Raw genomic sequence first — 26,611 nt, forward strand, 5'->3', positions numbered from 1 at the left:
CAACGGCCTGTTTTGAGTCAAGTTGGTCAGAAGACACCGGCGTTAGACCAGGTCACTTCGCTGAACCAATTTCGTACTGCCTGGGATGGCCGCGCCTAGTCTGGGAAGGGGCATGCGTGTGGGGCTGTTTGTGCAGCAGCTGAGTTGGACCGATGACCTGATGTTGCGGGCTGAAAGACCAGCGACTCCATTACAGATTCAGCTGCTTCTGATCTACGACCCGTCGACAGCCCCGGCCGGCAAAGTGACCTTCAAGGGGATTCTGGCCGAGCTCGAAGCCCGGCTGCACCTCGCGGATGTCTTTCGCCGACGGCTGACCGATCTGCCGGGTGGGTTGCATAGGCCCTACTGGGTTGATGACCCGAGCTTCGATCTCGAATATCACGTCCGTCATATCGGGCTGCCCCAGCCTGGTGACTGGCGCCAACTCTGCATTCAGGTTGCGCGGCTTCATGCTCGGCAGATCGATCTGCGACGTCCGCCGTGGGAGATCACGGTCATCGAGGGACTCAATGCCGTGCCAGGAGTACCGGCGGGTTCGTTCGCGATGGCCTTGAAGCTGCATCACTGTGCGGTTGACGGGATGGCAACCGTTCAGGTGATCGCCGCGTTGCACGACCTTGCCGCTGACAGCCCCCGGCCCGCCGGGCCCGACGGCCCCTGGCAACCTGGCCCTCTCCCCTCGACTCGAGACTTGCTCGCGCGAACGGCGATCAACGCGACGCTGCACCCGCTGCGGGCGAGCAGGGTGCTCGCGTCGACTGCACCAAAACTGGTCCGCGGCCTAGCCCGACTCCCCGTCAAACTGGCTGGCGGCGCTGTATCCACGATCGCGAGCGGCAACGTGCCGTCGTTGCCACCGAAGACACGTTTCAACCAGACAGCGTCGGCGCACCGGGTATTCGAGGCCCGCTTCCACGAGCTCGCCGATTTCAAACGGATCAAGGCAAGCATTGACGGCGCGACAATCAACGATGTGGCGCTCGCGTACGTCGGGGGCGCCCTTCGCGAGTATCTGGCCGGCCACGGCGAGCTTCCCGACGAGTCCCTTGTCGCGGCATGTCCGATGTCACTGCGCGACGCGGGTGATAAGACCCGCCAGGGGAACGCGTTGTTCGGCCGGCTGCAGGCGCTTGGTACCGACATCGCCGATCCGCTCGAACGACTTGCGGCTATCGCGAAGGGGACTGCCGCAAGCCGTTCTGGGTCGGATCAGTCGACCACGACCCAACTCCTCGAATTGATTGGCACAGTGCCGACTTCATTACTCGGGGTGACGGCGAAGGCCGCGAGTGTGCTTCCGTTCTCCGGCCCGACGGTCGCCAACACCACCGTGACCAACGTGCCCGGTCCAACCGAACCGCTCTTCTTCAGCGGTGCCCGGCTGGTGCGCGCCGCCGGTCTCGGACCGCTGGTGGGTGGCTTGAACCTCATCCACGTCGTGGCGAGTTACAACGGAACTTTGTCAATCAGCGCCACGGCGGATCGCGACGCGCTGCCCGACCCGGCGACCTACGCCGAATGCATGGACCACGCTTTTCGGGAGTTGCTCGCAGCTGTGGAGTGAGCTGCTACATCAGAGCGGTTCGCCGATGTCGGGAAGTAAGGCAATGTCCTCTGGCTGACCGTATTTGCGGAACATTGCCGCAGTGTCCCGGACATTTCTCTTTGCCCAATCAGGGTTGAAGTGGCTCAGCACCTGGTACTCGCATTTGAAGCGTTCTGCTCGGTCCCCGACACCGTCGGCTACTTGACTAGAGACAACGCCTTGGCAGTACCAGTAAAGGACGTCGTCGAGGCTGCCCGCCCGATCGAAGCCAAGTTTTCCTCGCTCGAAGAAAGTGAAGTGATATGAGCTGTCGCCGGCGACGTAAATATTGAGGCCTTCTTTGATTCGGAGTCCCACCTGCATTGAAGGGACGCCCAGCTGCTCTGACAGTCGGTTGATCTCCGATTGGAGTTCATTATTTTTGTCGTCCAAGCGCCGGTTCGTATTAGTCATGTGTGCCCCTGCCCACCGCGAAGATTCACTCGCTGGAAAATAGAGCGGCATGGGCTGCCCCGAAATGTACCTCGAACAGCGCCTTGAGCCAACGCATTACGGTGTCGTCATCGGCGTCTAGTCCAGGTGTCGCTATGTCATCATGTACATCACTGAGCTTTAGCATGAATTGCCATTTCTTCGATGGGTTCAGCAATCCGAATTCATAAGGTGCATCGAGTGGCGCGAGCATAAAGTCAATCCCACCGTCCCGGGCCGACCAACAAACTTGAAGTTTGCAGCCCTGGCCGCGGTAGTAGATCGCCCAAGCCGGACGGTCACCATAGATCGCCGCATCTTCTACTTTGTCAAGCGAGAAACTGGCATGCCTCAATGTTGGCTCCAGAAACCGAACCAGGTCAGCTGGTTTCATGGCGAATGGACTCCTTCGCGCACCCACACATTCCCATGCTGCACGTACCCGTATGCTTCAGCGTTCTCTTTCAAGAAGTTGATCTCAAGGGCTGAGAATGATCTCCTCTGCACTTCTGCTAACTGTTCGACGCTATCGAATCCTTCGGGCAGAACGTATTCAATGCGGGGCACGCCATCCTCCATCTGACCTCGGAGGAACTGTTCGTTCACTTGCCAAGCCAAGCCTCGCGCTTGTGTGTCACTGAGCCCTTGGGTGAAGGCATCCCAGACTGGATTGCTGGTGTCATAGTAAATGCCGCTCTGGCCTCTGGCTTCACCGATGTAGCCATCTTCCTGGCCCAGGAACTTACCCAAGACGACTCGGTCTGGATTGTCACCGATGTAGTGGGTCGACATGTCAGCCAGTTGCTGGCTGAGTCCCGCGGTGGGTCCGCCGTGCAGCTGCGCGTAGTTGAGATCAAACGCCGCCTGATCTGCCCACGGGTGGTAAGTGACGGCGTGATCGAAGCCGGTCGCTGCATACTGCGAAACCGCCGGGCCGGTGTCGAGTGCGCCAACTTCGCCGAGCCCTGCTTCGACTGCCGCTCCTTCGCCACCGAAAAGCATTGAGGGCAAGGTAATCGCGCCATCGGCGCCTTTCTCGCCTGCATAGTAGGCAGCACTCGGTGAATCCAAGAAGTTTTGGAACTCGTGCGTGAGGTCATTGATCCCCGAGACGACTGGGCCTTGGGTTGCGAATTCCCCAGCTTTTTGGGCCAGGCCCTTGGCCATCCCGCCCCAGGACTCGCCGAGTGCGCTAAGTCCCTCTTGCCCGGTGAGGTCCTTGATGCTCTGCTCCGCCGCAAACCACCGGTCAGCGAATCCCTCCCCGAATCCCGGCGGCGGCGAATGCGCTGGCGCGGGGGGACTAGCGTTGGGCACGCCGTCGTTCAGCCACGTCTGGGCACCCGCGACAGCCGAATCCAGCCGGGCCTCAATCTGATCCGGCGGTATTCCATTGCGGGCCATGATCGGACGAAGCATCGCCTTGAAGCTCTCGACATCTGAGGGTTTGAGCTGCGGCGGCGGTGCGCCGGGAGCAACGGGTTGTCGAAGCCTGCTCAGCATGTCCGGCAAGCTACCGGGCAGCGGTTGCTGGTCGGCAGGCTGACCCCCTCCGGTCAACATGTCTTGCAGCGACCGCGGCTTGTACCCGGGGACTCCGGCCCCGGTTGGCATCAACATGTCTTCCAGCGACCGCGGCATGCGCGCGGGATCATCTCCCCCTGTGCCGGTAGGCAGCAGCATGTCTTGCAGCGCCTGCGGCGTGACAGAAGCAGGCTTCGGCGGGCCTTGCGCCGGTGGGGCCCCACCGGGCGGATTCCCGCCGGTATCCAGCGGGACATCACCGACCGCGCCGCGGATGGCGGTGGCAAGCTCGTGATCGGCAGCATGGGCATGCGCCTTGCACGTGTCAAGCTGGGCCTGCAACACCTGCTGCTCGGCGGCGAAACTGATGGGATCAAGCCCAATCCCCGTGTTGCCCACGTCGATTCGCCAGTCCGGCGTAATGGTCCAGCCGTAGCTATCAGCGGCCCGCTCGATGTCCTCGAGTTCGGCCTTGCACGCGCGCACGTCCGCCTCGGCGCGCGACACCGCCGCCGCCACCTGCCGAGATTCCGCGCTGTCGGCCTCGATGTCGCAACGAGCCTTGCCCAAGTCAACGCGAAAAGCGTCGCCTGCTTCCCCTTGCCAGTCGGCGAGAACGCTGTGAACCTGGTTCAGGTTCTCCCCCAGCCGCTGCAAGGTTGCCGCGCGCCCGCTGGCCGTCTGAAACACTGCGTGGATCGCGTTGACGTCCCAGCGTTTGACGTCAGAAGGAGTCAGCGCGCCCACCCGCTACGCCTCCTACGCCTGCAGAGACCTGACAGCCTCGGCCGATCCGTCGTCGGTGGCGACATACCGGACCATCGCATCGGCCACATGCGACCCCAACCCGCCCACCTGCAACTTGTGGTGGTTGTGCCGGACTTCCCACCGCGCCGCCAGCTCGCCCAACGCCTGCTGCGACGACCCAATCCAGCCCGGCGCCGCGCCCGACAGCCCATCCTCGTGGCCGACGAACTCCAAAGCAGCCTCACCGACCGCGTTTAACATCTGGTTGCTGCCGAGATGCAGCGCAACGGGATCGAGATCCAACTTGTCGGCCACGATGACCCCTTCCCCGACGGCATTGCGCGGTGAAGCATAACGCCTGCGGCGTGGTCGCGCCCCTCACCTTTTGAGCGGTCAATCGCTGAACCGACGAGCTCGCCCGTCCGTATGGTGAGGCCATGGATGTGCCTGGGCGCGATCGACCCGATCTACGCCCGGATTCCGTCAACCGCCGTCAGCTGCTAGCGCTGGCAGGGAGCGTCGGCTTGGCATCAATGGTCAGCGCCTGCTCGAGCTCGACGGCACCTCCGCCGGCGACGACGAGTGCCCGCCTGACGACTACCAGTTCGTCACAGTTGTTATGCCGGGACGCTTGGGGCGCACGACCGGCCCGGTCCGGCGGGAAGCGCCACACCATCACCCGGATGACGCTCCACCACGAGGCCGTCGTCCTCGGCGACAACCGCAATGCCCCAGGGCATTTGCGCCAGGATCAGCGGTACCACCAAGACCAACACGGATGGATCGACATCGCGTATCACGTCGGCGTCGACCGCAATGGCAACATCTACGAACTGCGCAGCACCGAGATCGCCGGCGACACTGCGACGGATTACGACACCACAGGCCATTTCCTGGTCCTCTGCGAAGGAGACTTCGACCAAGAGGCGGTGTCGGCGGCCCAGCTTCACGGGGCCGCTGCCGCGTTTGCATGGGCCGCGCAGAACTTTCGCGTCGCGACTAACACCTTGGCGGGCCATCGGGACCTAGCCCAGACATCTTGCCCGGGTGCGAACCTCTATGCCCATCTCACCTCAGGTGATCTCAAGCGCCGCATTGACGATCTGCTAACCGCGGGCCGGGTTGACCTCCAGCGCTTTTGCGGACCCGAGGCTTCGGCAAGAGTCGCGGCGATCGAGGCGGGCAATTGAGTACGTCGAACCCAGGAGCGCCAATATGACAACCGTTAACACCCGCGACTATCTGTTGTTTCAAGCCAGGCCGATCGATGGCATGCCAATCATGTTGCGCCCGTTGGGCTAAAGGACATGCTCACATCGCCTGCCGCGCTCACCGCTCCGGAGCTGGAATTGCGGGAGCAGGTTCGCGCGTTCCTTGCCGAGACGCTGCCCTGGGGGACGTTCGACCCCGGCATGGGGATGGGCGCCGAGGTCGACCCAAAGTTCTCCGCCGCGTTGGCTGAGCGTGGCTGGATCGGCATGGCGGTCCCCGTGCGCTACGGCGGTCGCGACGCCACCGCCGCCGACCGCTTTGTCGTCGTGGAAGAGCTGCTGCGCTGGGGCGCCCCGGTCGGGCATCACTGGGTGGCCGACCGGCAGATCGCCCCGGTGCTAGTGCGTTATGGCACCGAGGAACAGAAGCAGTGGCTATTGCCTCGAATCTGCCGGGGCGAGTTGTGTTTTTGCATCGGCATGAGCGAGCCCGACGCCGGAAGCGACCTCGCCTCAGTGCGGACGCGTGGCGTGCGCGACGGTGACGGCTGGCGGGTGTCGGGGGTGAAGGTATGGACGAGTAATGCCATGCGTGCCGATTTCATGATCGCGCTGTGCCGCACCGGGGAAGGCGAACGCCATTCAGGGCTGAGCCGATTCTTGATCGATATGCGCAGTCCTGGCGTGACGGTCAGGCCAATTCCCTTCCTCAACGGAAGTACCGACCACTTCGCCGAGGTGCTTCTTGACGGCGTGCTGGTGCCCGACGAGATGGTGATCGGCGAAATCGGGCAGGGTTGGGCGCAGAACGCCAACGAGTTGGCCTTTGAACGCAGCGGCCCAGACCGGTGGATCTCGACATTCCTACTCGTTCAAGAGTTCATCCGCGAGTGGCCACACCTGGCCGCGGGCCCCGCCGGGACTCGGCTGATCGGCGAACTCGCAGCCCAATTCTGGGTGCTGCGTAGGCTTTCGCTGGCCGTGGCCAGGGCGATCGACGCGGGCGGCACGCCTGCGGCCGAAGCCGCGCTCATCAAGGAGATGGGCACCCGGTTCGAACAAGATGTCGTGACCGCGCTGCGGGACTTGTTGGACCGTGAGCTCGTCTGCGGCCTGGAACCGGCGCCATCATTGTTCGAACGGTTGTTGCGCCGCGCTGTCCTGGAGGCGCCCTCATTTACCATCCGAGGCGGCACCAATGAGGTGCTGCGCTCGGTCGCCGTCAAAGGCTTGTCATGAGTGGCGACGAACTGCATAACGCGGCTGCCAAACTCTTTGCCGCCCACAGTCGGTGGGAGGATGTCGGTGAAGCCGAAGCTACCGGCTGGGCGCCAAAACTATGGAACGCCTTGCAGCAGAGCGGATTCAGTGACGTTCCCGTCCCGGAGGCGCTGGGCGGAGCCGGTGGCAGCGTTGCCGATGCGGTCCAGCTACTTCGTGCCGCGGGAGCGCACGCAGCACCGGTCCCCCTAGCCGAGGCCGGACTGGTCGGCGGGTGGCTATTGGCGTCTGCAGGGCTCGCGCTGCCGGAAGGGGTTCGTACGTTACTGCCGCCGGCTACGACGCTGCATCTCGAGGGCGACCGCCTGTTCGGTACGGCGCCTGCCGTGGCATGGGGCCACCGCGCTGAGCATCTCATCGGGCTCGTCGACGGCGTCGTCGTGCTCGCGCCCGGCCCGGCCGCACCGTCGGGCGGTCCGGCGGTCAGCCGCGGAGCCAACTTCGCCGATGAGCCCCGTGACACAGTGGTTTTCGACGGTGTGCCGGCAACTGCGCGCGCCGACGCGCCGGCCGGGGTCACCGAACAAACACTCTGGGAGCGCACCGCGCTGGGGCGCGCCGCGTTGATGGCCGGTGCGATTAGTGCCGTTGCGGCAATGACATTGCGCTACAGCGGCGAACGTGAGCAGTTCGGCCGCCCTATCAATCGTTTCCAGGCCGTGCAAGCTCACTTGGTCACCATCCACCAGCAGGCCGCCGTCGTCGCATCGGCTGTCGACGGTGCGGTCGAAGCAGTCGAGCCCGGCCGGGGTAGCTTCGAAATAGCTTGCGCCAAACTGCTTGCAGACCGGGCCGCGCAGCTGGTGACAGCGGCCGCACATCAGACGTACGGCGCTATCGGTATGACGAAGGAGTACCCGTTGCATTATCTGACCCGTCGGCTCTGGGCCTGGCGAGACGAAGCCGGAGGGCATCATCGTTGGGCGGACCGGCTTGGCGCGGCCCTGGTCGCCGGCGGTCCCGATGCCCTGTACCCCGCCATCCAGTCCGGCTCCGAGGTGATGCTGTGAACCGACTGCAGCGCGACGACGCGGTCACGTTGACCTACCAGGTGCACAACCGGCAGGCGCCCGGTGTGCCGCTTCTGCTCACGCACGGCTTCGGCGCCACCGCGGGCATGTGGGACCGGAATGTCGATGCCTTGAGTGTCGATCGTCCGGTGATCGTCTGGGACCTGCGCGGGCACGGCAGCAGCGATGCACCCGACGACATGGGCAGCTACAGCGAGCAGATCAGTGTCGCCGACATGGCGGCCATTCTCGACGCCGCGGGTGCCGATCGGGCTGTGCTCGGCGGAATGTCCTTGGGCGGCTACCTATCCCTCGCCTTCCACCTCGTCCATCCGGAGCGGGTAGCCGCGCTGGTGCTGGTCGACACCGGGCCGGGCTACCGCAACGACGAAGCCCGCGACAAGTGGAATGCGTGGGTAGAACGACGTGCGCAACAACTTGAGCGCGGCGAAGGGCGCGTCGATACGTCGGCAGAACTCGCGCAGGCGGTGCATGAGCATCCCGAGGGACTGCCCCGCGCCGCCCGCGGAGTGATGGCCCAAAAGGATGCTCGGGTCATCACATCGCTCGACAGCATCTCGGTGCCCACGTTGGTGATCGTGGGTGCCGAGGACACCGACTTCCTTGCCGGGGCCGACTACATGCACCGCCAGATCCCCAATTCCCGGAAGGTAGTCATCGAAAACGCGGGGCATGCGGCGAACATGGACCAGCCCGAGACGTTCAACGCCGCCGTGGGCGAATTTCTGGAAAAGCTGTGACCGCTCCTGATGTCACCGTCGAATCCGTCGGCCACGTGGCCGTGGTAGAGCTCCATCGGCCCCCGAACAACTTCTTTGACGCTGCGTTGATCAAGGGCATCGCCGACACCTACGACCGACTGGACCACGACGTCGAATGCCGCGCGATCCTACTGTGCGCGGAGGGAAAACACTTCTGCGCAGGCGCCGACCTCTCCCGGCCCGCCGAGGATCGAGTGTCGCCCAATGAGCTTTATGCTCAAGCCATCCGGTTGTTTCGCTCGACCAAGCCGGTTGTCGCCGCGGTGCACGGCGCTGCGATCGGCGGCGGACTCGGGCTTGCCCTAAGCGCAGACTTTCGCGTGGCCGCGCCTTCCTCGAAATTCGCGGCCAACTTCAGCAGACTCGGGTTTCATCCCGGGTTCGGGATTACCGCCACACTGCCGCGCGTCGTGGGCCAGCAGAAAGCACTAGAGTGGATGCTCACCGGTGAGCGTTTCGGTGGTGAAATCGCTTACGCAGCAGGGCTGGTCGACGAATTCGCCACCGACGGTGATGTGCGCCCGGCGGCGATTCGGTTCGCCGAGCGCATCGCCGCGTCGGCCCCTTTGGCGCTGACCAGCATTCGTGCCACCATGCGCGCCGGACTGGCCGACGCTGTCGCCGCGGCCACTGCCCGCGAGCTTGAAGAACAAACCCGGCTACAGGCGACCGCCGACTTCCGCGAAGGCGTGGCAGCAGCTGCGCAGCGCCGCGCTCCGACGTTCACCGGTCACTGACGGGTAGACCGCGCCTCGACCACCTCAGAATGTGATCGGGCTGACCATATCCAGCGCTCCCAACAGGGCCTGGATGAAGTCCGGGTGCGCAGTGTCGATCAGTCCTGCCCCGAACTCGGCGCTAATCAACTGGGTCAGCACAGGGCTGTCCACAATTGGGTCGATCTGGTAGGTCGCGGGGTTCAGCAAGTCAGCGGTGAACGCAGCCCACCCCTGCTGCGCACCAGTGTCCAAAGCCGCGAAGACCTGATTCCAGTCCATGTCAGGCAGCCCCCAGTTCACGGTGCTCACGAGATCGGCTGGACCCTGGTTCCAGCCTTCGGTGATGCTGCCGTATCCGAGATTGACCAGGATGCTGGTGTCGGGTTCGAGCAGGTCGTAGACGGGCTGGCCGACGATCGGCGTCAGCAGCAACGGGTCGAGGATGGGCAATGTTTCGGAAGGGATCATGTAATAGCTGGTAAGGGAATCGCTGGCGGTTTCCAGTGGTATGGCATCCGAAATCTGCTGCGGAGTCAGCCCCAGATAAGCCAGATGTTCGAAAAAGAGCCCATCTAGGGCGTTGAGGTCGCTCAACACATTGGTCGGGTACTGAGGAAAATCGGCGACGGGATCGTATTCGAGGGTGTAGACGTCGGTCGGATATAGGTTTTCGGGAGTCAGGTCATTCAGTCCCGGTGCGAGTTCCGTCAGCCCGAACTCGCTGAATATGCCCCCGTCGGGGGTCGAAGGATCGCCGACAAGGACGAAGTGCAGGTCCTGCGCGGGGACGCCAGCGGAAGCTAGTTGCTGCATGGTCAGCCCTGACAGCGCCGAGCTTTGCGAATACCCGAATGCGTACAAGGGGTGGCCGGCGGACACGTTCCCGTCGGCGATCTCTTGCTGGATCGCCTGCAGCAGGGCAACGGCTCCCAAGGTCTCGGACCAAAACCGGTTGGTGAATAGCTCAGGGGTGGTCAGCACCTCGGCGATACCGCCGACTCCGTTTGGCTGGAAGTGGTCCAGAGCGGCAGCCGTGTCGGCGAACGCGTGGCCGTGAGTGAACGGCTCAGTGCCCACGTCCTCGAGAGCATGACCAAATCCGTTGGGCTGCAGGTACAGATTGGCGACCGTGTCGGCGTACTGCTGCGTCGGAGTGGGGACACCGCTACCACCCATGATCAGGGCAACGTCGCCAGCCGTCAGATTTACGTCGAGGGATATGTGTGATGCGCGTAGCGCGCTAGGGGGGCCGGCGACGAACATCGCTGATATCAGCATCGAGACGCCGAAAATCGCGGGCAGACGATTGCCCGACCTGGCGTCGTTGTCCGGGTGGCGCTCCAGAAGGGCTACAGGCGTGGCTTGACTTCGGCTTCGCTCGTTTAGCGCCATAGTTCTACGCCGGGTTATCAGTCGATCGCGGACCAATGAATTCGGAAGATCCTCGCAGATGGTGCGTTTGCTGATAACCGGCCGTTATTACGCTTATTGGTGCTTGTCGGCCTTTCGCGTATCCCCTTGTGGTTGCGTGCCAACAAATGACCGATCCGATACGCGGATCCCACGCATGAATGGTGCCGGACGTGACCAACCTGCCTCCTCAGGGCAGCAGCGGATGCCGATTCCGCTGCTTGGATCCAAGGCCGGTACCTTGCCGCAAGCGGCCGATACCTATGTCAACGGAGGCCACATATGTGCACGTCAGATAGCCGCCGTGGCAGACGGTAGCGCGTGTGAGACGGGCATACAATAGTCCGGTTTGTGAGATGAATCACCACAAAAATAGAGTTTCCGAACCGCGGAATTAGGGTATATGTGGCGCTCGCTCTCGTAATTGCATCCTTGTGCAATAGAGCGACGAAATGCGGGCGAGCAAAGACTCGCGGATAACTTCTGCCGAGGATGACGTACGTCCTGACGTGCGCCAAACGTGGGTGCGGTCATAGGCAGTATGTTTGCTGAGGCTATGTTGGATTGCGCTGCGCCAGCCTGGATCAGATTTTCTACTATTCCGGCTGATTCTTCCGGGAAATTGGAGACGTCGGTATGTGCCGCACGGGCCCCAGCCACTCTCAGTCAAAACAGCCAAGGCGCCAAAATCCCACAAATTAATCCGGGCGTAACCGGGCCCATCAGTACTTCTGTTGCCGTGACCAACACCGGCGCGTCGGCGACAGCACCGCGGCACGATGATCTCTTATGGTCGCCGTCTACCGCGCGCCGATGCGATCCCGCAACGATGCCGTCGAACTGCAAGCCACCATCGACCGCGCTCGCCGGCTCGGCCTGTGCGGGTTCGGGCAATCCGTGAGTCGGCCGGCCGAACAAGAGCGGCTAGCCCGTCGGGTCGCCCGATTCGCCGAGCTCGACGACGGCTCGTTTGTGTGGACGCGCGACACCGACGGCTGGTTCTGGCTGGGCCGCATCTCCGGGCCGTACTTCTACGACGCCAACGAAACCGCTGCGGCGGTGGATTTGGTGCATGTACGACCCTGCGATTGGCTGCCCACGCCAACGCCGGAACAGGACGTGCCCGCCGCCGTCACTGCCACGTTCCGTCGGGGTGGACTGAACTTTCAGGAAATCCACCACACATCGACCGACGAAGAGACACAACGGATTTGGGATGCGCGGACCAGTCAGCCCGCAGAGGACTAGCGCACTTTAACTTGGCCAGGTGTCGGGTCGCCTTCGACGCCTAGACCAGCGTCCTCTGCAGTAGGGATCTCAGGCATCGTGTCGGTGCTGCCGGCCAGTTGCGGAACGTGTAGCGTTCGCTGCGCGCGGCCGGAAAATGTTGGCACAGACCCGCATGTCCCTTAGGGAGGAGTCCGGCAGTGGTCCTTTCTGCACTGCCTTCACCCTTGCGGCCCGGATGGCTCCGGGTCCAGACCGTCGCTGCCATCCTTGGCGTTGCCTTGCTGGTCGGCGCGTGCGGCGGCGGGTCGTCGCCGAGCCCATCCTCGTCGGCCGGTTCGACCCCGGTGTTTACGCCGATCAATCAGATGACGCTGCGGGTGCGGGTCACCTCGATGGCCCGGGAGATGCTCGTCCCAGGGGCAGTCGCGCTAGTACGCTCGCCCGCCGGCGAGATCAGCACGACGTACGGCACCGCCACAGTGGGTAGCAGAGTTCCGGTGTCGCTGGCGGATCACGTCCGGATTGGATCGATCACCAAAACATGGACCGGCACAGTGATCCTGCAGCAGGCCCAGGAGGGCAAGCTCAGCCTCGGCGATCCGGTGTCGAAGTTCCGTCCAGATGTTCCGGACGGTGACCACATCACCATCGCCGAGTTGTTGAACATGCGTAGCGGCCTTTACAACTACAGCGAGACGCGCGAACTAAACGAGATCGGCGATAGCGATCCACAAAAAGTGTGGAATCCAGACGAATTACTCGCGCTGGCCTACAGCCATCCGCCATACTTCCCACCCGGAACGGGCTACCACTATTCGAACACCAACACGGTGTTGCTCGGGCTCATCGCCGAAGCGCTTGACGCGAAACCCCTTTCGCAGGTATTTCAGGATCGGTTGTTCACCCCACTGGGGCTCAAGGACACGCTGTTTCCACCCCCCACCTCAAACGCCATCCCGGACCCGCATCCCCAGGGATATATGTATGGCACCAACGTGCTGACTATGGGCTCACCAGCGGCCATACCGCCGGAAATGCAGGCGGCAGCAAAGACCGGCACGCTGCAGCCTGGTGATCAGACTTCCATGAACCCGTCGTGGGCCTGGGCGGGAGGCGCCGGCATCTCCACCGTGGCCGATCTGGCGACCTTGGCTGAGGCGTTGGCCGAAGGGAAACTGCTCGATCCCGACATGCAATCTAAGCGGATCGCCAGCCTGCAATCAACGAACCCGGCACAACCAGATGCGCCGCAGTACGGGCTGGCCCTCGCGAAATTCGGTGCGCTGTATGGGCATACCGGTGAAGTTCCTGGCTTCAACACCTTCGCCGCCACCGACCCAAAGAACAAAGTGACAATCGTGATCTGGGTCAACCTGGATCCCACCCCCGATGGGCGAGCCGCGGCCACGCTCATCGCCAAAGCTCTGATCGACGAAATGTACGGTTCACCGACGCCAACAACTACCCGTTAGCGCGCTGATGCCCCGATGAACGGGCGAGCGCCCGTCCCGGAACTCGTAAGCGTTGCTGGCGATGTCGATGCGTGGTCCGCAGTCAAAGCAAAACGGGCCGCTCATCCGCGGCCTTTCTCAGTGGAGCTGCCGGGAATCGAAACCGATGCTCTACCAGGGCTTTTGGCTTCTGAACTGCCGGTTGGTTCCGTTTCGTTCCGATTCAGTCCCGCTCATTGCCTGCGGTTTCGTTCACGAGAACAAACAGGATGTCGTCACCGAGGATTGCCCGGAGCCGCCGGGCTCGTAGGACTTGTAGGGCTCGTCGGACTTGTCGGAGTCGCAGGGCTCGTGGGCGCGGGACTCGCAAGGCCTGGGCCTTCGCCACACCAGTCCGCCACATCTTTCGGGTACTGCTCGAGCGGAGGAGGACAACGCTGCCCCGGCGGGAAATTGGCGCCGGCGTTGAGCAGATCGCAGGGCACGTAGACCTGCTTGCCCTTGGGCGTGTTGGTCAGACACTTCGTCGGTGGCTCACCATGGGCCTGGACGGGAATGATGGCCGCCACCACTACCGCGCCGAGCGCCCAAGCCAGACGGCGAAAGATCATAAGAGCTCCTCGTGCTCAACCTAGCGGGATGGAGCCCCGGTCTGAAGCTGCGACGCGACCGTCCCGTCCTTGCGCGAACGGATCCGGGTGTTCGCCATCGGGACACTACGCCGAATCTTGACGAGGCGGCTCAGTGGGTAAATATTACCGCTCTGACCTGCCATTTTATTGTGGAGCTGCCGGGAATCGAAACCGACGCTCTACCAGACCTTTTGCTTTCTGACCCGCCGGTCCGTTACGTCTCGTTCCCGCTCACTCCCGCTCGTTACCTGCGGCTTCGTTAGCGGGTCTTGACGCTGTCGAGAGCGGCCACCTAACCCATCGAGCTGGTACTCGGGCGGATCACGCGGCGGCGGTGAGCAATTCCTGCAGAGCGACCTCGAAGTCGTCGGCCAGGTCCCATACGTCGGGCACCAGTTCCCAGCATGAGTTGATCCCGACGTCAAGCTTGCCGGTCAGCGACATCACCGTGATGTTGAGACCGGTGCCGTAGAAGATCGGTCCCAGCGGATACATCGCCTTGACCTGGCAGCCCAGGAAGTACAACGGCACCTGCGGTCCCGGCACGTTGGAGATGACCAGGTTGTGCACCGGTCGGCGGGTCAGCACGGTACTGGCGAAGAGCCGCACGGCCGGGGCCAACAGCGCACGCCCGGCAAACTGCGCCCAGTCCAGCAACAGCGTCGCCCCGATCGCCGCGCTGTGCTCCTTGGCCACCCCATTGGCGCGCGCGATGGCACGCAGCCGGTCGGCCGGGTCGGCGATCTGAGTCTGCAGGCGGGAGAACAACGCCGTCAACTGGTTGTGGCCGGGCCGGTCGGACTTTTGATGCACCGACACCGGCACCGTGGCCACCAACGAGGCATCGGGCAGCTGACCGCGATCGAGCAAGAACTTGCGCAGCACCCCGGCGCACAATGCCATCACCACGTCGTTGACCGTGACATTGAACCGGTTCTTGATCGTCTTGATGTCGTCGAGGTCCAGGCCGGCGTAGGCGATGTTGCGCCGGCGGGTAATGGAGTCGTTGAACGGGGTGCGGGGCGCCCGGAACGGCGCAGCCATGGCCCGCCCGCTTCGCCCCCGGCGCACGATGTCGACGATCGCTGACGCCGTCATCGGCACCACAGCGGCCATCTGCAGCGGCCGGGCAGCGAACTTCGCCAGGCCGCGCACCGCCATTCCCACCGAGTTGGTGTCCCCCGGCCCGTCCACCGCCTCCGGCGCCGGCGTGTCCGGTTCAGTGCCGCACAGCTGCGACAGCAGGTTCGCACCGCCCACCCCGTCCACGCTGGCGTGATGCACCTTGGTCATCAGGGCCAGCCGGCCCCCGGCCCGGGCGTCGGCGCCGGCGATCCCCTCGATCACCCACATCTCCCACAAGGGCTGGCCGCGATCAAGGGGCAGGGAGGCGATGCGCCCGCAGGTCTCCGATAGCTCGACGCGCCCGCCGGGCGCCGGCAACCCGATGCGGTGCAGATGCCGGTCCAGATCGAAACTGTGGTCCTCCACCCACACCGGATGGTCCAGATTCAGCCGGCTGTCGGCCAACCTCTGCCGAAACTCCGGGATCGACTTGATCCGCACGCCCAACTCTTCGCGCAGCCGGGCGAAGCTGTACCCGCCGGGCACCGTCGCGGTGTCCAACTCCAAGATCGCGCAGACGTGCAACGGCTGCGAGGGCGTTTCCAAATACAAGAAGCTGGCATCCAGCCCGCTGAGCCGTTGCATACGTTTCCCTTCCGCCGGTGGGGGATGGTCATTGCCGCCAGCCGACCCAGATTGCCGGCCGGGGCGATGCGATGTCGAAGGCCGGCCGGCGGCACCCCGCGATCACCGTCACAACTCGATGGCGAACCCGTTCAGGTCCCGGCTAAAGGACGTAGAACTCATAAAGAGGACTCTCCTGGGTCTCAGAAGTGAAAATTCGTGAGAATCCGCCGACACCATTGTGCGCTCATCCGCGCTCGATTGAAAGTACGTTGCAGGTGCCGATACCCCAAACCTATTGACACAGCGGAAAATTGCACCGTTTTGGGGGCAATGCCCGGCCCAATCCTATTGACACAGCTGAAAAGCTCCATCTCTGGGCAGGTGCTACCAGCTCAATCCTATTTACTCACTGTCAAATACGAAGCGAGGTTTCAGGCGAGCGAGTTGGAGCAGTTGGCCTGCGACATGTGGGGTTCGCAACGGAGGTACGAAGGCTGGGCTACTCGTCTGTGGCTGGCGGGCACGAGAACCAGTTCGTTGAATTATCGGAGCGTATGTTCCAACACGCCGACGCCGCAGATCGGCCCCGGTAACTTTTAGGCCGCCAATGCGCTCTAGCACCGGCGTGCGGCCACTGCTTAAGTTGTGGGTGTGGCAGCTCGCGCCGTCCTGGTTACCCCATTGTCGGGGCCGCTGGCCAGATTCGGGAAAGCAGGGGCGAACGCCCTCGCTCTCTGGGCCGAGCATTTCGCAGTAAGTCTGCGGGTCATCGACGCTTACCCGTCCGCGGCGTCCGCGATACGCGCCGCCGAGGCTAGCCGGCCGGACGTGGTGTTCGGGCCCTACAGTTCGGGATCGGCGGTCGCGGCCGCGGCCGCCAGCACAGGGGTCGTCTGGAACCACGGTGGCGCCACCGCCCGGCTGGCGCGGCCGGCGTATCCGCGTGTCGTCAACGTAGAGTCTCCCGCTTACCGCTATCTCGCCGCGGTGCTCGAGACCCTTGCCGCCGGCGGTCTTGGTGAGGGGTCGGAGGTAGTAATAGTGCACGTCGACACGGGGTTCGGCCGCGAGGTGGCCGGAGGGGCGGCGGTGGCGGCCAGGCGACTCGGTCTCCTACGGCGGTTGGTCACTTTTCGGCCAGGTCGGGTGAGAGACGTGCTGGCGCAGATCCCGGCGGGCGATGTGCTGTTATCGGCCGGTTCCTTCGACGACGACGTGGCCATCGCGCAGTGGGACGGCGAACGCCGTTGGCGCGCAGTTGGATTGGTCGCGGCCGGAGTTGATGAGCTCCGGCACGCCATCGGTGATCGCGTTGAGGGGCTTTACGGACCGTGCCAGTGGTTCGACGACGCGACAGATGATCCCGCGGACGGACCCAGCAGCGAGTGGTTCAGCCAGTGTTACCGGGATGCGAATGGTGCTGAGCCGCCCTATCCGGCTGCTGCGGCCTTCGCCGCGGGTGTCCTTTGGCAGCGCTGTGTGAAGGAGGCCGGAACTGTTGAATCGTTACCGGTGCGGGCCGCGTCACAAAGACTCGACACCACCACCTTGTTCGGGCGGTTTCATGTCGACCCGGTCACCGGCCTGCAAACCGGCCATCAGATTCGCGTCGTTCAGTGGCGAGGCGGACAGCGGGTGCTGGTGGATCGGCCGCTCCGTCGGACGTGAGCGTCGAATTCACATCAGCTCGTGGGTCAGGTCCTCGCCCGGGGCGCCGCAGGCGCATTCCTCGTGGCGGTAGATTTGGCCTTCGGTGTGGCAGGTTCGACATCGGTACTTAGGCGTTCGATCAGCCCTCTGACCAGCATCTTTTCAGTGGAGCTGCCGGGAATCGAAGTCGCATATAGCACGGTTGATTTGCGTAGATGGAAACTGAGTCAGCACGACCCCACATGGGGAAACATGAGCCGGCATGAGCAATGTGCTGACCGCCGTCAGCACACCCATATCGCACGCGTCCAAAACCGAATCACACGTCGCAAACCATTCGGGGACTCACACCGCCCGAACGGTCGCCTGACCGACTGCTGGCGCATGCAGTGACTTGGCACCTCTAGCGACTTCGAGCAAAGCAATGCTGCCGTGGAGGTAGAGGCCGGCGAGCCACCAGGGACAGTCGACGACCTGCTGGAGCCGATAGTCAAACAGACCTGCGATAGAGAACAGTCCTTCGCCGACCACACCAAGCAGGGCCAACACCAAGCCGTGAACGAGGTAGACGAGCCGGTCGTGTTGTCGCAGGGCAACGCGCAACAGCCACAGGATCGCCAGTGTCACAAACAATGCCGTGGGGTGAGTAGCGCCGACCTGACCTGAAATGGCGTATGCGGCGACGAACACCGTATACGAGCCGAGGATGGAACGCCAGGGGATCCTGGGCGGTACATCAGAAAGCGGAAAGGCCAGGGTGCCCGCGATCATGGCGACTGCGGCCGCGCCGAAGACCAGTCCTACCCAGACGGACTGGCCGTCGACCATCGGCGCCCAGTGATAACGCAGCGTCCTGGTTCGGACATGAAAGTAGTGATCGCTGAGGCACAAGGTCGCACTGAAGGCCAGCCAGATGAGCAACAAGAACCGCAACCTAGTCTTGCCCACCCCCACAGATTGGACCAAGCGGCGGTCGCGTCTCTACCGGTGGGCAACTTAACACTGGGCCTTTGCGAATCGTCCAAACGACGCGAAAGTACGTGAAACGACGAGCGGATACGCGGCAGGTGTTGATCGCATCAAGGCGGCTCGTGACGTCCGCCCGTCGACGCTGCGGCCGCGCGAGCACCAGTTGAAGTTCAGCCAATTTTCGGCCCGCAAAGTCGCCTCAAGAATCATCCAAGGATTTACCAAGCGCTCTCTCGGAAGCTTGTCTCCACACGCCACTTCAGCGGTCGAGACAGACACCATGAGAGGACAACACCATGCCGCACCGTTCACGCAGCCATTTGCGGCCCGTACGGGATGTCGTCGCGCCCTCTTTGCAATTCCGCACAATCCACGGCCACCGCCGGGCCTTCCGTATCGCCGGGTCCGGTCCAGTCATCCTCATGCTCCACGGCGTCGGCGACAACTCCACGACATGGGACACCGTGCACGCCAAGCTTGCGCAACGATTCACCGTGATCGCCCCCGACCTGCTGGGCCACGGTGAGTCCGACAAGCCCCGCGCCGACTACTCGTTGGCGGCATTCGCCAACGGGGTGCGCGACCTCCTCATCGCGCTCGGCATCGACCGCGTGACCCTCGTCGGGCATTCTCTTGGTGGCGGCATCGCAATGCAGTTCGCGTATCAGTACCCGCAGTTTGTCGAGCGCATCGTGCTGGTAAGCACTGGGGGCGTGACGAAAGACGTCAGCCTGGTGTTGCGGTTAGCGGCAATGCCGATGGGGGCCGAGGCGCTCTCGGTGCTGAGGGTACCCGGCGCGGTCCCCGCGTTGGAACTCGTCGGCCGCGTCGTCGAAAACGTCTTGGGCTCCACAAAATTCGGAAACGATGTTGCCAGCATGCCGCGTCTGCTCGGCGGATTGCGCAAACCCGGTGCCGTGGCTGCATTCGCACGCACTCTGCGCGCGGTGGTCGACACGCGCGGCCAGTTCGTCACGATGCTGGACCGCACCTATCTGATACACGACCTTCCAGTACAAATCATTTGGGGCGCCGACGACCTGATCATCCCAGTGAGCCATGCTCGACTGGCCCATGAGCAAATCGCCGGTTCGCGCCTTGAGATCTTCGAGAAGTCCGGACATACGCCCCACCGCGATCACCCGGGACGTTTCGTGGCGATCGTCGAGCAATTCATCGACTCGACCGAACCGCACGCCTACGACCCCGACCTGATCCATGCGGCGCTGCAGACCGGCATCCGTCAGCAAACCAACTACGAGCCGGATGACATCGCGTCGACTTTGCTTAACGCCTAGGTATTTCCGGCGTCGCTAGCCGTGGCGCTCAGTAAGCACGAATCAGCGACTGCTCAACCCCAAATAGCAGCGGACCTGCCGGCCGACACGTAAAGGACCGCTCTGACCTGCGGCCTTTGGTGGAGCTGCCGGGAATCGAACCCGCCCTAAAAATTGGCTTTACCTGTAGGAACGCGGGATTTGACTACGCGGAACGACGCGAAAGTACGCAAAACGACCTGCGGATACGCCGACTGTGTTGATGACATCAACACGCCCCGCGTAAAAGCATGGCGGTGATACCACTGTTCGCCGCGCCGACGCCGACAGGTGCGAAAGCGCGGCCCCGACGAACTCAGAGAAGGTGCCGCCGCCTGGTAGTGGACCGGCAGATTCTCACTGCGGGTGGGTAGCCAAATAGTCGGTGACGGGGATCGGCGAGGTCGCCGCGTAACCGATGGGCAAAAGCACGTCACCAGCAATCGTGCGGTAGTAAATATCCCACCGGTAGTACCCGGCGAACCTAGCGACATCGGCGGCGAGCACTGCGGCGTAGTCGTTGACCGCCCGGACGTACCGGTCCCAGTTGTTGTATCGAAGCAGGGCGCGGTCGTGGTCGTCGGCGAAGCCATTGGCGGCGAGGTAGCGACCGGCCGCCATAATGCTGTCGTGCGGTGAGAGGATGTCGCCGCCGCCGCCGTAGGCGGCGAACGTCGAGGGCAAAAACTGCATGGGGCCTTGCGCGCCGGCCGGGCTCACGCCGACGACGCGGCCCAGCCCGGTTTCGATTAAGTTGATCGCCGCAAGATAGTTCCAGCCGACGCCGGTCGCCGCCTGCGCTTCGCGGTAGTAGCGGAGCAGCTCGTCGGCCGGCACCGGCGGGTCGATTCGCCACGCGGGCAACGTGTCCTGCGGCAGGGTCGCGGCCGGTCCGAAGAATTGCCGTTGCGCGTCGACGTTGCGGTCGTAAATGTCGAGCAGCGACGGCGGGATCCGCGAGCGCGTGCTTGCGTCCCACTCGGGATGGCAACCAAGGGCGCGGTAGGCCGCTTGCTGGCGGTGCGCCGCCCCGGTTAGCAGTGCCTCCGACGACGTCGGGTCGCGCAGCGCCTGCTCGTCGGCAACGAGGTCGTCCGCCAGTTGCACGGGATCGGATGCCAGCCGTCGCGGCGCGGGCGGGAGCGCGGTCTTCGCTGTGGGCGGCTTGGCGGTTGGTGTCGATGCGGTCGACGCGAGGGTCGACCCTGAGCAGGCGGCGAGCGCCAACGTCATCGTGACGAGCAGCGTCATGCCGCAACGCATCACACGGTCATTCGGCAACCAAGAGCGCGTGAAGTTCGCCGCGCACATCCCTTCTCCTTCTTCGCGATCCACTGTCTCTGCATTCACTAGCCTGGGTGCTGTTGCATCCACGCTCGGCGTCTCACAGAATCATGAATCGCGTCATCAGACAAACCTTTAGCCCAGCCGAATTTAGCTCGTTGTTTCGGCGTCAGGGGCGTTGGACGCTCCACTCGACGAAGAGTCCAGCGCACGCCGCGCCGCAGCTGAACTCACCCGCCTGCTCAGCTGCGGCCTTTCGTGGTGGAGCTGCCGGGAATCGAAGACGCATATAATGCGGTTGACCTGCGCAGATAGTTTACGGATCAGCACGGTGCGACACGGCAAAAGAAGAGTCAACAGGGGTTTGTGCTGACCACCGTCAGCACGCGCGGCCACTAGGGGCACGCAGCAGCGCCGTGGATCTAGGTTGCTTTGCGCACCCTGGGATGCAGGCCTCGATTGGTCAGAACAGATTGGGGACGTCAGACCACAATGCGCTGAGATCGGTCAGCCCGCCGGAGCCACCGAATTCAAGACCCGCCGACGTTCCGCTTCAGGTCGGGATATCGATAATGGGCACGAAGATGCCGGGGAAGCCGAGCTCATCCACTATGCCCGCCGGCCCGCTTGAGAAGTAATTGGCGACGTCGAGTAGTACGAATAGGTCCGCTGACGTTCCGTCTGGGCTACTCATAGACATGTTCTCAAAGAAATCAAATTGGGGGAAAAGCAGGCCCAGACCGGTGGCGTCCCACTCCGTTCCAACAGCGGGGGCCGCGCCAGTACTGTCGGTGACCACATTCGATTCGTCGACGAGGCCGATCTCCGGTAGTAGACCGGCTATTTGGCCGGTCTGGTGGATGTCATAGGTCCCGACCACATTGTGGCCCTGGTCGAAAACGGTGTACGGGATGTTCTCCGTATGAAAGGTGTATAGGTACGGAATCGAGGATACTTGGGTATCCGTCGGGAAGCCCTCATCGCCGGGCGGAATGAAGACATCAAATGGGTTCACTGGGGGCACCGGGGGTGGGTCCGCGTAAGCCGTCGGGCTGCTGATTAGCGCGGCACCTATAACTGCACCGGCAGCCGCGCCGACGAGTGCCATTCCACCTATACGACGATGAATCATGTCAGTCCCCTCCGGACTAGCCCCCTGAATACGTGCGGCGTTGTCATGTTGTCTCTCACTGCTTTAGAACGCCGCAGCACCAGACTAACTGAGGAAAAGCTGAAAGCAAGGGAAAAGGAACATAAGAGACTGTGCGTCTCGCAACGTCAGCAGTTGATTACCAGGCTGTCCAAATCCGAAGCGCAGCACAGCCATCCGTTTGCTGCGCGATTCTCGAAGTGAGCGTGCGTCAGCAAATTATTGGTGGAGCTGCCGGGAATCGAACCAGGCGCATAAGTTTCGCTGAGCTGGGCAAATGCGGAATTAGAGTACGCGAAACGACGCGAAAGTACGTGAATCGACCTGCCGATACGCTGAAGGTGTTGATGGCATCAACATGGAAGCGCCCTCAAAGGCACCGCCCCCGCGTAGCGCTTGCAGCGCAGGGCTCGAGCGACTTTGAAAGCCGGAGTCGAGACCGGTACGGAAATTGCGTTGGCCCTCGGGGGCAATCGCGTCCACCGGACCGATAACTCTGGACGCCCGAGCGAGTCCGGTATGAATAGGTTCGGCGTTGAAAGCGCGGCGATAGAAGTTCAGTGCCGCCCGATGGTCGGCGGCTGCGACGCTGTAGTGGCTGATGCCTGCTAACCCGAGTGCATGTTCGCTGAGCCAGTGCTGCGCAGGCTTGAGCGGTTCGAGGCAGGCAGGGAATTTGACGAACCCACGTCGGCGTTCCTTCGCGAGTGGGCACGCGCCGACGTTCAGATTGCACCCGTCGAACGAAGGCGCTCCATTCCGGCCGGGTCGTAGCCTGCCAGGGCGCCGAGTAACTCTTCCGTATGCTGCCCAACGTGCGGCGCTGCTGACGGTGCAAATCCTTCGTCGGGTTTGGTCTTGATGCACGTTCCAATCAATCGCTGCGACGTCCCGTCCGGCTGAGCCTGCTCGTAGACGAGTCGGCGCGCCTTCGCGTGGTCGTCGTCGAAGAGGTCTGCTCCCAAAAATGCTGGTGCTCCTGCGATATCGGTTTCAATGAAGAAGTCAGTCCATTCCTTACGGGTGCGGCTCGAGAAAATTTCGGTTAATTCCTCGCGCAGCCGGGCCTCTGCCTCGAGGTCCTTCCCCGGCTGTTGGCGCCCCGGTTCGAAAAGATCCATCCTGTCGAGAGACTCGCAAAATCTCAGCCAGAACTTGTCCTCTAACGCGTTGAACACCACATAGTTACGATCGCGAGTTCGGTAGTACTGGTAGCGAAGCGATGCGCGGATTGCCTCACCGTAGGAGGGTTGGCCGTTTGCTAACGCTGTGAGGTGTTGAAAGTTCCAGTTGATCGCAGCATCGACCTGCGCTACTTCGACGTACTGCGGCTTGCCGTCGCGTCCGGCGGCGTGTAGCGCGGCGAGTACGCCCATCGCTGCGTACAGCGGTCCCGCCAGAACACCTGTCGTCCCTGTCGCCGCCCCCGAAAGGCGTGGCGTTCCATCCGCATCGATGATCGGCGGGCTTAAGCCGGCGAAACAATCGAAGGAAAGCCCGTGTGTGGCTAATCGGGTGTAGGGCCCATAGCTGCCCATGCCGTTGAGCACGCAGTACACGACTGTCGGGTTGACTGCGACGATGTCGTCGTAGCTGAAGCCGAGCCGGTGCGCGGTTCCGTAGCGTAGTCCGTCGATCACCACCGCCGATGTCGCGGCCAGGCGGCGAAACGCCTCTTGCCCGTCAGGCGTTTTCAGGTTTATCGCCACACTCTTTTTGCCGCGATTCCAGTGCGAGTCTTGCAGTTCGCCGCCGGAAACCGCCGCACCGCGGAAACCGCCGCCGCCAGGCGGCTCCACCTTGATCACCTCTGCGCCGAGGTCAGCCAGATGCCCGCCCAGCGCATCCGCCGAGAACAGTGACACTTCAAGGACGCGGACGTCCTTCAGAGGTTCCATAACGCGACCTTTCCAGCAGGGAGTCCGTACGCGGACCCACGCCGCGTCGTCGAAGGCGCAGTGCTCCGCTACATCATCGTGATTGATTTCAGCTCGGTGTATTCCTCGAAGCCCCAGCGCCCCTGCTCTCGGCCAAGTCCGCTTTGCTTGAAGCCGCCGAACGGCCCCCCGCCGTTGAACATGCCGCGCGCCGGCAAAGACCAGCCGGGGCCCTGCCCGCCACCCGGATTGGTTCCTAGATCGACACCGGGTGCGACAGTCTGCACCATCATGGTGCCGGTTCGGATCTGCCTGGCGACGTTGAATCCCCTTGCGGAATTGCGGGTCATCACCAGACCCGCCAGACCGTAGATGGAGTCGTTCGCGACGCGGATGGCTTCGTCTTCGGAGCTGTAGGTCATCACTGCCAGTACAGGCCCGAACACCTCTTCCTGGCATAAGCGCATGTCGCTGCGGCAGTCGACGAATGCCGTCGGTTCGTAGTAGAAGCCTCGTTGAAGGTGTTCGGGACGTTTGCCGCCGACCACCAGCCGCGCGCCTTCCTGCAGGCCCGACTGAACGAAGGATTCAACTCTCTGACGCTGCTGATCCCTGATCAGTGGACCGACGACAGTGGCGGGATCACGCGGATCCCCGACCGTGATCATCGGAGCCATGGCTCTGACGCCCTCGACATACGCTTCGAGCAGGAACTCGGGCAACAGAAGTCGTGACGTGACCGTGCATGCCTGTCCGGCATGCATCAGCACCTGCCCGAATCCTATTCCCGCAACCTCACTTTCGTCGACATCGTCGAGAACAATATGCGCGCGCTTGCCGCCGAGTTCCAGCTGTGTGCGTTTCATCGTTGCCGCCGAAAGCTCGCGGATGCGTCGACCGGTCGCCGTCGAACCGGTGAACCCGATCATGTCGACGCCTCTGTGCGTACACAGCTCCTCTCCCACGTCGGCACCGCCCACGACCACGTTGAACACTCCCGGCGGGAGGCCCGCTTCCTCGCCAACCTTGGCCAGCTCCAGGGCGTTCATCGGAGTCCATGGGTGGGGCTTCAGTACCACAGTGCAGCCGACGGCCAACGCTGCCAAGCACTTCTGAATGTTGATCGAGAAAGGAAAGTTGAATGGAGTGATGACGCCGACCACCCCGACCGGTTCACGAACCACCGTCACGCCGCCCAAGCCAGTCGGCGAAACTATAGGCCCGCCCGGTGTCTCCACCCACGTCACATCGTGTTCGACGAAATCGCCGTAGTAGTGGGCCGCCTCGATGGCGCCGCCAACCTGAATCAGGTCCGTGATGAAGCCGGTCGAGCCGATCTCGGCGACGACTAGCTCCCGAAGCTCCGCTTTACGCTCATCGAGGATCTCAGCGAATCGCTTGATGATCTTCGCCCGCTCCCGGACGGACACCCACGGCCACGGGCCTTCGTCGAAAGCTCGCCGGGCAGCCTCGATCGCCATTGCCGCCTGCTTTGGTCCACCGTCGACGACTCGGCCGATCAACTCTTCATTGGACGGATCGATAACATCGATGGTGCCGAGGGCGTTGTCGCTCAACCACTTACCGTCGATGAAGCTCTGGTACTCACGCATCAAACGAATCCATCAGCTGCAGACTACGCCTGGGTCGGATACGCGGCGGGCTCAAAGTCGAAGACCCGGCGAGCATTACCCTGCAGCACTTTGTACTTGTCGAGGTCGGACCGGCCGTCGAGTGCCTTGTGAGCGGCCTGAAGGGAGTTGGGCCACAGGCTGTCGGTGTGCGGATAATCCGTTTCAATCATCACATTGTCGACGCCGATGGAGTCGAGGTTAGCCGCCCCGAAGTCATCCTCAATGAAGCAGCCGTACATGTGGTCGCGGAAGAGCTGGCGCGGTGAATCCGGAAAGATCTCGGGGTCGGTGGGCACCGGGGTCAAGCGCATTGTGGCCGGATCAACCGCCCAGTTGTTGGCGCGCAGGTACTGATAGTCGGTGGCGACATGTTCTGCACGCTCGATGAGGTAGGGGATCCAGCCGATGCCGCCCTCGGCCAGCACGATCTTCAGGTCGGGGTACTTCTGCAGCTTGCCCGAGAACAACCAATCCGTGGTTGAGTTCGCGAGATTGAGGTTGATGTTGACCGCCTGAACCCCGAAAGGTGCGTCAGGCGACGTAGTGGGACTAACCGAAGACGAGCCGATGTGCGTGCACAGCGGCATCTTCGTCTCGTTCACCACCGCGAAGAAGTCGTCCCATGCCCCCGAGTGGATGGACGGAAATCCCAACGGGTGCAGGTTCTCCGAGAAGGCAATGGCTTTGGCGCCCTTGCCGGCGCACCGTAGCGTCTCCTCAACGGCCAAACGGGTATCCCACAACGGAATGATGACCATGGGGATGTAGCGACCGGGCGCCGCCGCGCACCACTCATCGATGACGAAGTCGTTGTACGCCCGCACGCATTTAAGACCCAGGTCGCGGTCACCGAGGTGGGCGAACATCTGACCACAGAACCGGGGGAAGAACGGAAAGTTCAGTCCCGCGATCACATGATCCTCGTCCATGTCAGGGATGCGAGCCACCGGGTCGAAGTATGCGCGGGGCATATCGTCGTAATTCACTGGCAGCGGGGAATACTCGGCTGGCCTCTGGTGAGC

The 26,611-nt window shown here is 62.9% G+C and carries 23 protein-coding genes; 10 read left to right on the forward strand and 13 right to left on the reverse strand.

The window, feature by feature from the left end; translation table 11 throughout:
• The first annotated feature begins 112 nt into the window (after window positions 1–112).
• Window positions 113–1,567 carry a WS/DGAT/MGAT family O-acyltransferase gene (locus WB785_RS13465; RefSeq protein ID WP_424079835.1) on the forward strand — a complete coding sequence of 485 codons (1,455 nt, stop codon included), beginning with the start codon at window positions 113–115 and terminating at the stop codon, window positions 1,565–1,567.
• Window positions 1,568–1,576: 9 nt separating this feature from the next.
• Here the strand turns inward: WB785_RS13465 and WB785_RS13470 are convergent, their stop codons facing one another.
• The 4 genes from WB785_RS13470 to WB785_RS13485 all read right to left on the reverse strand — a co-directional run bounded on the left by WB785_RS13470 (window position 1,577) and on the right by WB785_RS13485 (window position 4,606).
• Entirely contained in the window at window positions 1,577–1,912 is a 336-nt protein-coding gene (locus WB785_RS13470) for a hypothetical protein (RefSeq protein ID WP_424079859.1), read from the reverse strand.
• Window positions 1,913–2,027: 115 nt separating this feature from the next.
• Window positions 2,028–2,414, reverse strand: coding sequence for a hypothetical protein (locus tag WB785_RS13475; RefSeq protein WP_424079836.1), 387 nt, complete (start codon window positions 2,412–2,414; stop codon window positions 2,028–2,030).
• On the reverse strand, window positions 2,411–4,291 hold the full coding sequence (locus WB785_RS13480; protein ID WP_424079837.1) for a hypothetical protein: 1,881 nt from the start codon (window positions 4,289–4,291) through the stop codon (window positions 2,411–2,413). The genes WB785_RS13475 and WB785_RS13480 overlap by 4 nt, the downstream gene beginning before the upstream one ends.
• Before the next feature lie 12 nt (window positions 4,292–4,303).
• Window positions 4,304–4,606, reverse strand: a complete 303-nt coding sequence (locus tag WB785_RS13485) for an RNA 2'-phosphotransferase (protein WP_424079838.1) — start codon at window positions 4,604–4,606, stop codon at window positions 4,304–4,306.
• A 299-nt stretch (window positions 4,607–4,905) separates the two neighbouring features.
• Here WB785_RS13485 and WB785_RS13490 point away from each other — a divergent pair, with 299 nt between their 5' ends.
• The 5 genes from WB785_RS13490 to WB785_RS13510 all read left to right on the forward strand — a co-directional run bounded on the left by WB785_RS13490 (window position 4,906) and on the right by WB785_RS13510 (window position 9,312).
• A complete protein-coding gene (locus tag WB785_RS13490; protein ID WP_424079860.1) occupies window positions 4,906–5,481 on the forward strand; it encodes an N-acetylmuramoyl-L-alanine amidase in 576 nt (191 codons plus the stop codon).
• 117 nt (window positions 5,482–5,598) lie between these two features.
• Window positions 5,599–6,741: an acyl-CoA dehydrogenase family protein gene (locus WB785_RS13495; protein WP_424079839.1), complete on the forward strand. Its 1,143-nt coding sequence runs from the start codon at window positions 5,599–5,601 to the stop codon at window positions 6,739–6,741.
• Window positions 6,738–7,793 (forward strand): acyl-CoA dehydrogenase family protein, encoded by a 1,056-nt coding sequence (locus WB785_RS13500; protein WP_424079840.1) that lies wholly within the window; start codon window positions 6,738–6,740, stop codon window positions 7,791–7,793. The genes WB785_RS13495 and WB785_RS13500 overlap by 4 nt, the downstream gene beginning before the upstream one ends.
• Window positions 7,790–8,554, forward strand: coding sequence for an alpha/beta fold hydrolase (locus WB785_RS13505; protein WP_424079841.1), 765 nt, complete (start codon window positions 7,790–7,792; stop codon window positions 8,552–8,554). The genes WB785_RS13500 and WB785_RS13505 overlap by 4 nt, the downstream gene beginning before the upstream one ends.
• Window positions 8,551–9,312 carry an enoyl-CoA hydratase/isomerase family protein gene (locus WB785_RS13510; RefSeq protein WP_424079842.1) on the forward strand — a complete coding sequence of 254 codons (762 nt, stop codon included), beginning with the start codon at window positions 8,551–8,553 and terminating at the stop codon, window positions 9,310–9,312. Before WB785_RS13505 ends, WB785_RS13510 begins: the two co-directional genes overlap by 4 nt.
• Window positions 9,313–9,336: 24 nt before the next feature.
• Here the strand turns inward: WB785_RS13510 and WB785_RS13515 are convergent, their stop codons facing one another.
• Window positions 9,337–10,470 (reverse strand): PE-PPE domain-containing protein, encoded by a 1,134-nt coding sequence (locus WB785_RS13515; protein ID WP_424079843.1) that lies wholly within the window; start codon window positions 10,468–10,470, stop codon window positions 9,337–9,339.
• A gap of 1,023 nt (window positions 10,471–11,493) precedes the next feature.
• Here WB785_RS13515 and WB785_RS13520 point away from each other — a divergent pair.
• Window positions 11,494–11,952, forward strand: a complete 459-nt coding sequence (locus WB785_RS13520) for a GAF domain-containing protein (protein WP_424079844.1) — start codon at window positions 11,494–11,496, stop codon at window positions 11,950–11,952.
• Between the two features lie 179 nt (window positions 11,953–12,131).
• Window positions 12,132–13,406, forward strand: coding sequence for a serine hydrolase domain-containing protein (locus WB785_RS13525; RefSeq protein WP_424079845.1), 1,275 nt, complete (start codon window positions 12,132–12,134; stop codon window positions 13,404–13,406).
• Between the two features lie 254 nt (window positions 13,407–13,660).
• Here the strand turns inward: WB785_RS13525 and WB785_RS13530 are convergent, their stop codons facing one another.
• On the reverse strand, window positions 13,661–13,996 hold the full coding sequence (locus WB785_RS13530; RefSeq protein ID WP_424079846.1) for a hypothetical protein: 336 nt from the start codon (window positions 13,994–13,996) through the stop codon (window positions 13,661–13,663).
• Window positions 13,997–14,338: 342 nt separating this feature from the next.
• A complete protein-coding gene (locus WB785_RS13535) occupies window positions 14,339–15,727 on the reverse strand; it encodes a WS/DGAT/MGAT family O-acyltransferase (protein WP_424079847.1) in 1,389 nt (462 codons plus the stop codon).
• Between the two features lie 633 nt (window positions 15,728–16,360).
• Here WB785_RS13535 and WB785_RS13540 point away from each other — a divergent pair.
• Entirely contained in the window at window positions 16,361–17,377 is a 1,017-nt protein-coding gene (locus WB785_RS13540; protein ID WP_424079848.1) for an ABC transporter substrate-binding protein, read from the forward strand.
• Window positions 17,378–17,704: 327 nt separating this feature from the next.
• Here the strand turns inward: WB785_RS13540 and WB785_RS13545 are convergent, their stop codons facing one another.
• The gene (locus tag WB785_RS13545) at window positions 17,705–18,307 is read right to left on the reverse strand and encodes a hypothetical protein (RefSeq protein ID WP_424079849.1); all 603 of its coding nucleotides are present in this window, start codon (window positions 18,305–18,307) and stop codon (window positions 17,705–17,707) included.
• Between the two features lie 317 nt (window positions 18,308–18,624).
• Here WB785_RS13545 and WB785_RS13550 point away from each other — a divergent pair, with 317 nt between their 5' ends.
• A complete protein-coding gene (locus WB785_RS13550) occupies window positions 18,625–19,626 on the forward strand; it encodes an alpha/beta fold hydrolase (protein ID WP_424079850.1) in 1,002 nt (333 codons plus the stop codon).
• 375 nt (window positions 19,627–20,001) lie between these two features.
• On the opposite strand, the gene WB785_RS13555 is transcribed toward WB785_RS13550, so the two are convergent.
• From WB785_RS13555 to WB785_RS13575, 5 genes are all read right to left on the reverse strand, one after another.
• Window positions 20,002–20,895 carry a transglycosylase SLT domain-containing protein gene (locus tag WB785_RS13555; protein WP_424079851.1) on the reverse strand — a complete coding sequence of 298 codons (894 nt, stop codon included), beginning with the start codon at window positions 20,893–20,895 and terminating at the stop codon, window positions 20,002–20,004.
• 586 nt (window positions 20,896–21,481) lie between these two features.
• The gene (locus WB785_RS13560; protein WP_424079852.1) at window positions 21,482–21,943 is read right to left on the reverse strand and encodes a hypothetical protein; all 462 of its coding nucleotides are present in this window, start codon (window positions 21,941–21,943) and stop codon (window positions 21,482–21,484) included.
• Between the two features lie 860 nt (window positions 21,944–22,803).
• Window positions 22,804–23,976: a CaiB/BaiF CoA transferase family protein gene (locus WB785_RS13565; RefSeq protein ID WP_424079853.1), complete on the reverse strand. Its 1,173-nt coding sequence runs from the start codon at window positions 23,974–23,976 to the stop codon at window positions 22,804–22,806.
• A 68-nt stretch (window positions 23,977–24,044) separates the two neighbouring features.
• On the reverse strand, window positions 24,045–25,568 hold the full coding sequence (locus WB785_RS13570) for an aldehyde dehydrogenase family protein (RefSeq protein ID WP_424079854.1): 1,524 nt from the start codon (window positions 25,566–25,568) through the stop codon (window positions 24,045–24,047).
• A 23-nt stretch (window positions 25,569–25,591) separates the two neighbouring features.
• Window positions 25,592–26,611: amidohydrolase family protein (locus WB785_RS13575; RefSeq protein WP_424079855.1), on the reverse strand; the 1,020-nt coding region annotated here is incomplete at its 5' end.

Source organism: Mycobacterium sp. (assembly GCF_049585075.1).
Lineage (GTDB): Bacteria > Actinomycetota > Actinomycetes > Mycobacteriales > Mycobacteriaceae > Mycobacterium.

Bases quoted from the DNA above. Each gene is read 5' to 3' on its own strand.
- WB785_RS13465 (WP_424079835.1), top strand. From the start codon at position 113: ATGCGTGTGGGGCTGTTTGTGCAGCAGCTGAGTTGGACCGATGACCTG.
- WB785_RS13470 (WP_424079859.1), bottom strand. From the start codon at position 1,912: ATGCAGGTGGGACTCCGAATCAAAGAAGGCCTCAATATTTACGTCGCC.
- WB785_RS13475 (WP_424079836.1), bottom strand. From the start codon at position 2,414: ATGAAACCAGCTGACCTGGTTCGGTTTCTGGAGCCAACATTGAGGCAT.
- WB785_RS13495 (WP_424079839.1), top strand. From the start codon at position 5,599: ATGCTCACATCGCCTGCCGCGCTCACCGCTCCGGAGCTGGAATTGCGG.
- WB785_RS13500 (WP_424079840.1), top strand. From the start codon at position 6,738: ATGAGTGGCGACGAACTGCATAACGCGGCTGCCAAACTCTTTGCCGCC.
- WB785_RS13515 (WP_424079843.1), bottom strand. From the start codon at position 10,470: ATGGGTGGTAGCGGTGTCCCCACTCCGACGCAGCAGTACGCCGACACG.
- WB785_RS13520 (WP_424079844.1), top strand. From the start codon at position 11,494: ATGGTCGCCGTCTACCGCGCGCCGATGCGATCCCGCAACGATGCCGTC.
- WB785_RS13530 (WP_424079846.1), bottom strand. From the start codon at position 13,996: ATGATCTTTCGCCGTCTGGCTTGGGCGCTCGGCGCGGTAGTGGTGGCG.
- WB785_RS13535 (WP_424079847.1), bottom strand. From the start codon at position 15,727: ATGCAACGGCTCAGCGGGCTGGATGCCAGCTTCTTGTATTTGGAAACG.
- WB785_RS13550 (WP_424079850.1), top strand. From the start codon at position 18,625: ATGCCGCACCGTTCACGCAGCCATTTGCGGCCCGTACGGGATGTCGTC.
- WB785_RS13555 (WP_424079851.1), bottom strand. From the start codon at position 20,895: ATGACGCTGCTCGTCACGATGACGTTGGCGCTCGCCGCCTGCTCAGGG.
- WB785_RS13565 (WP_424079853.1), bottom strand. From the start codon at position 23,976: ATGGAACCTCTGAAGGACGTCCGCGTCCTTGAAGTGTCACTGTTCTCG.
- WB785_RS13570 (WP_424079854.1), bottom strand. From the start codon at position 25,568: ATGCGTGAGTACCAGAGCTTCATCGACGGTAAGTGGTTGAGCGACAAC.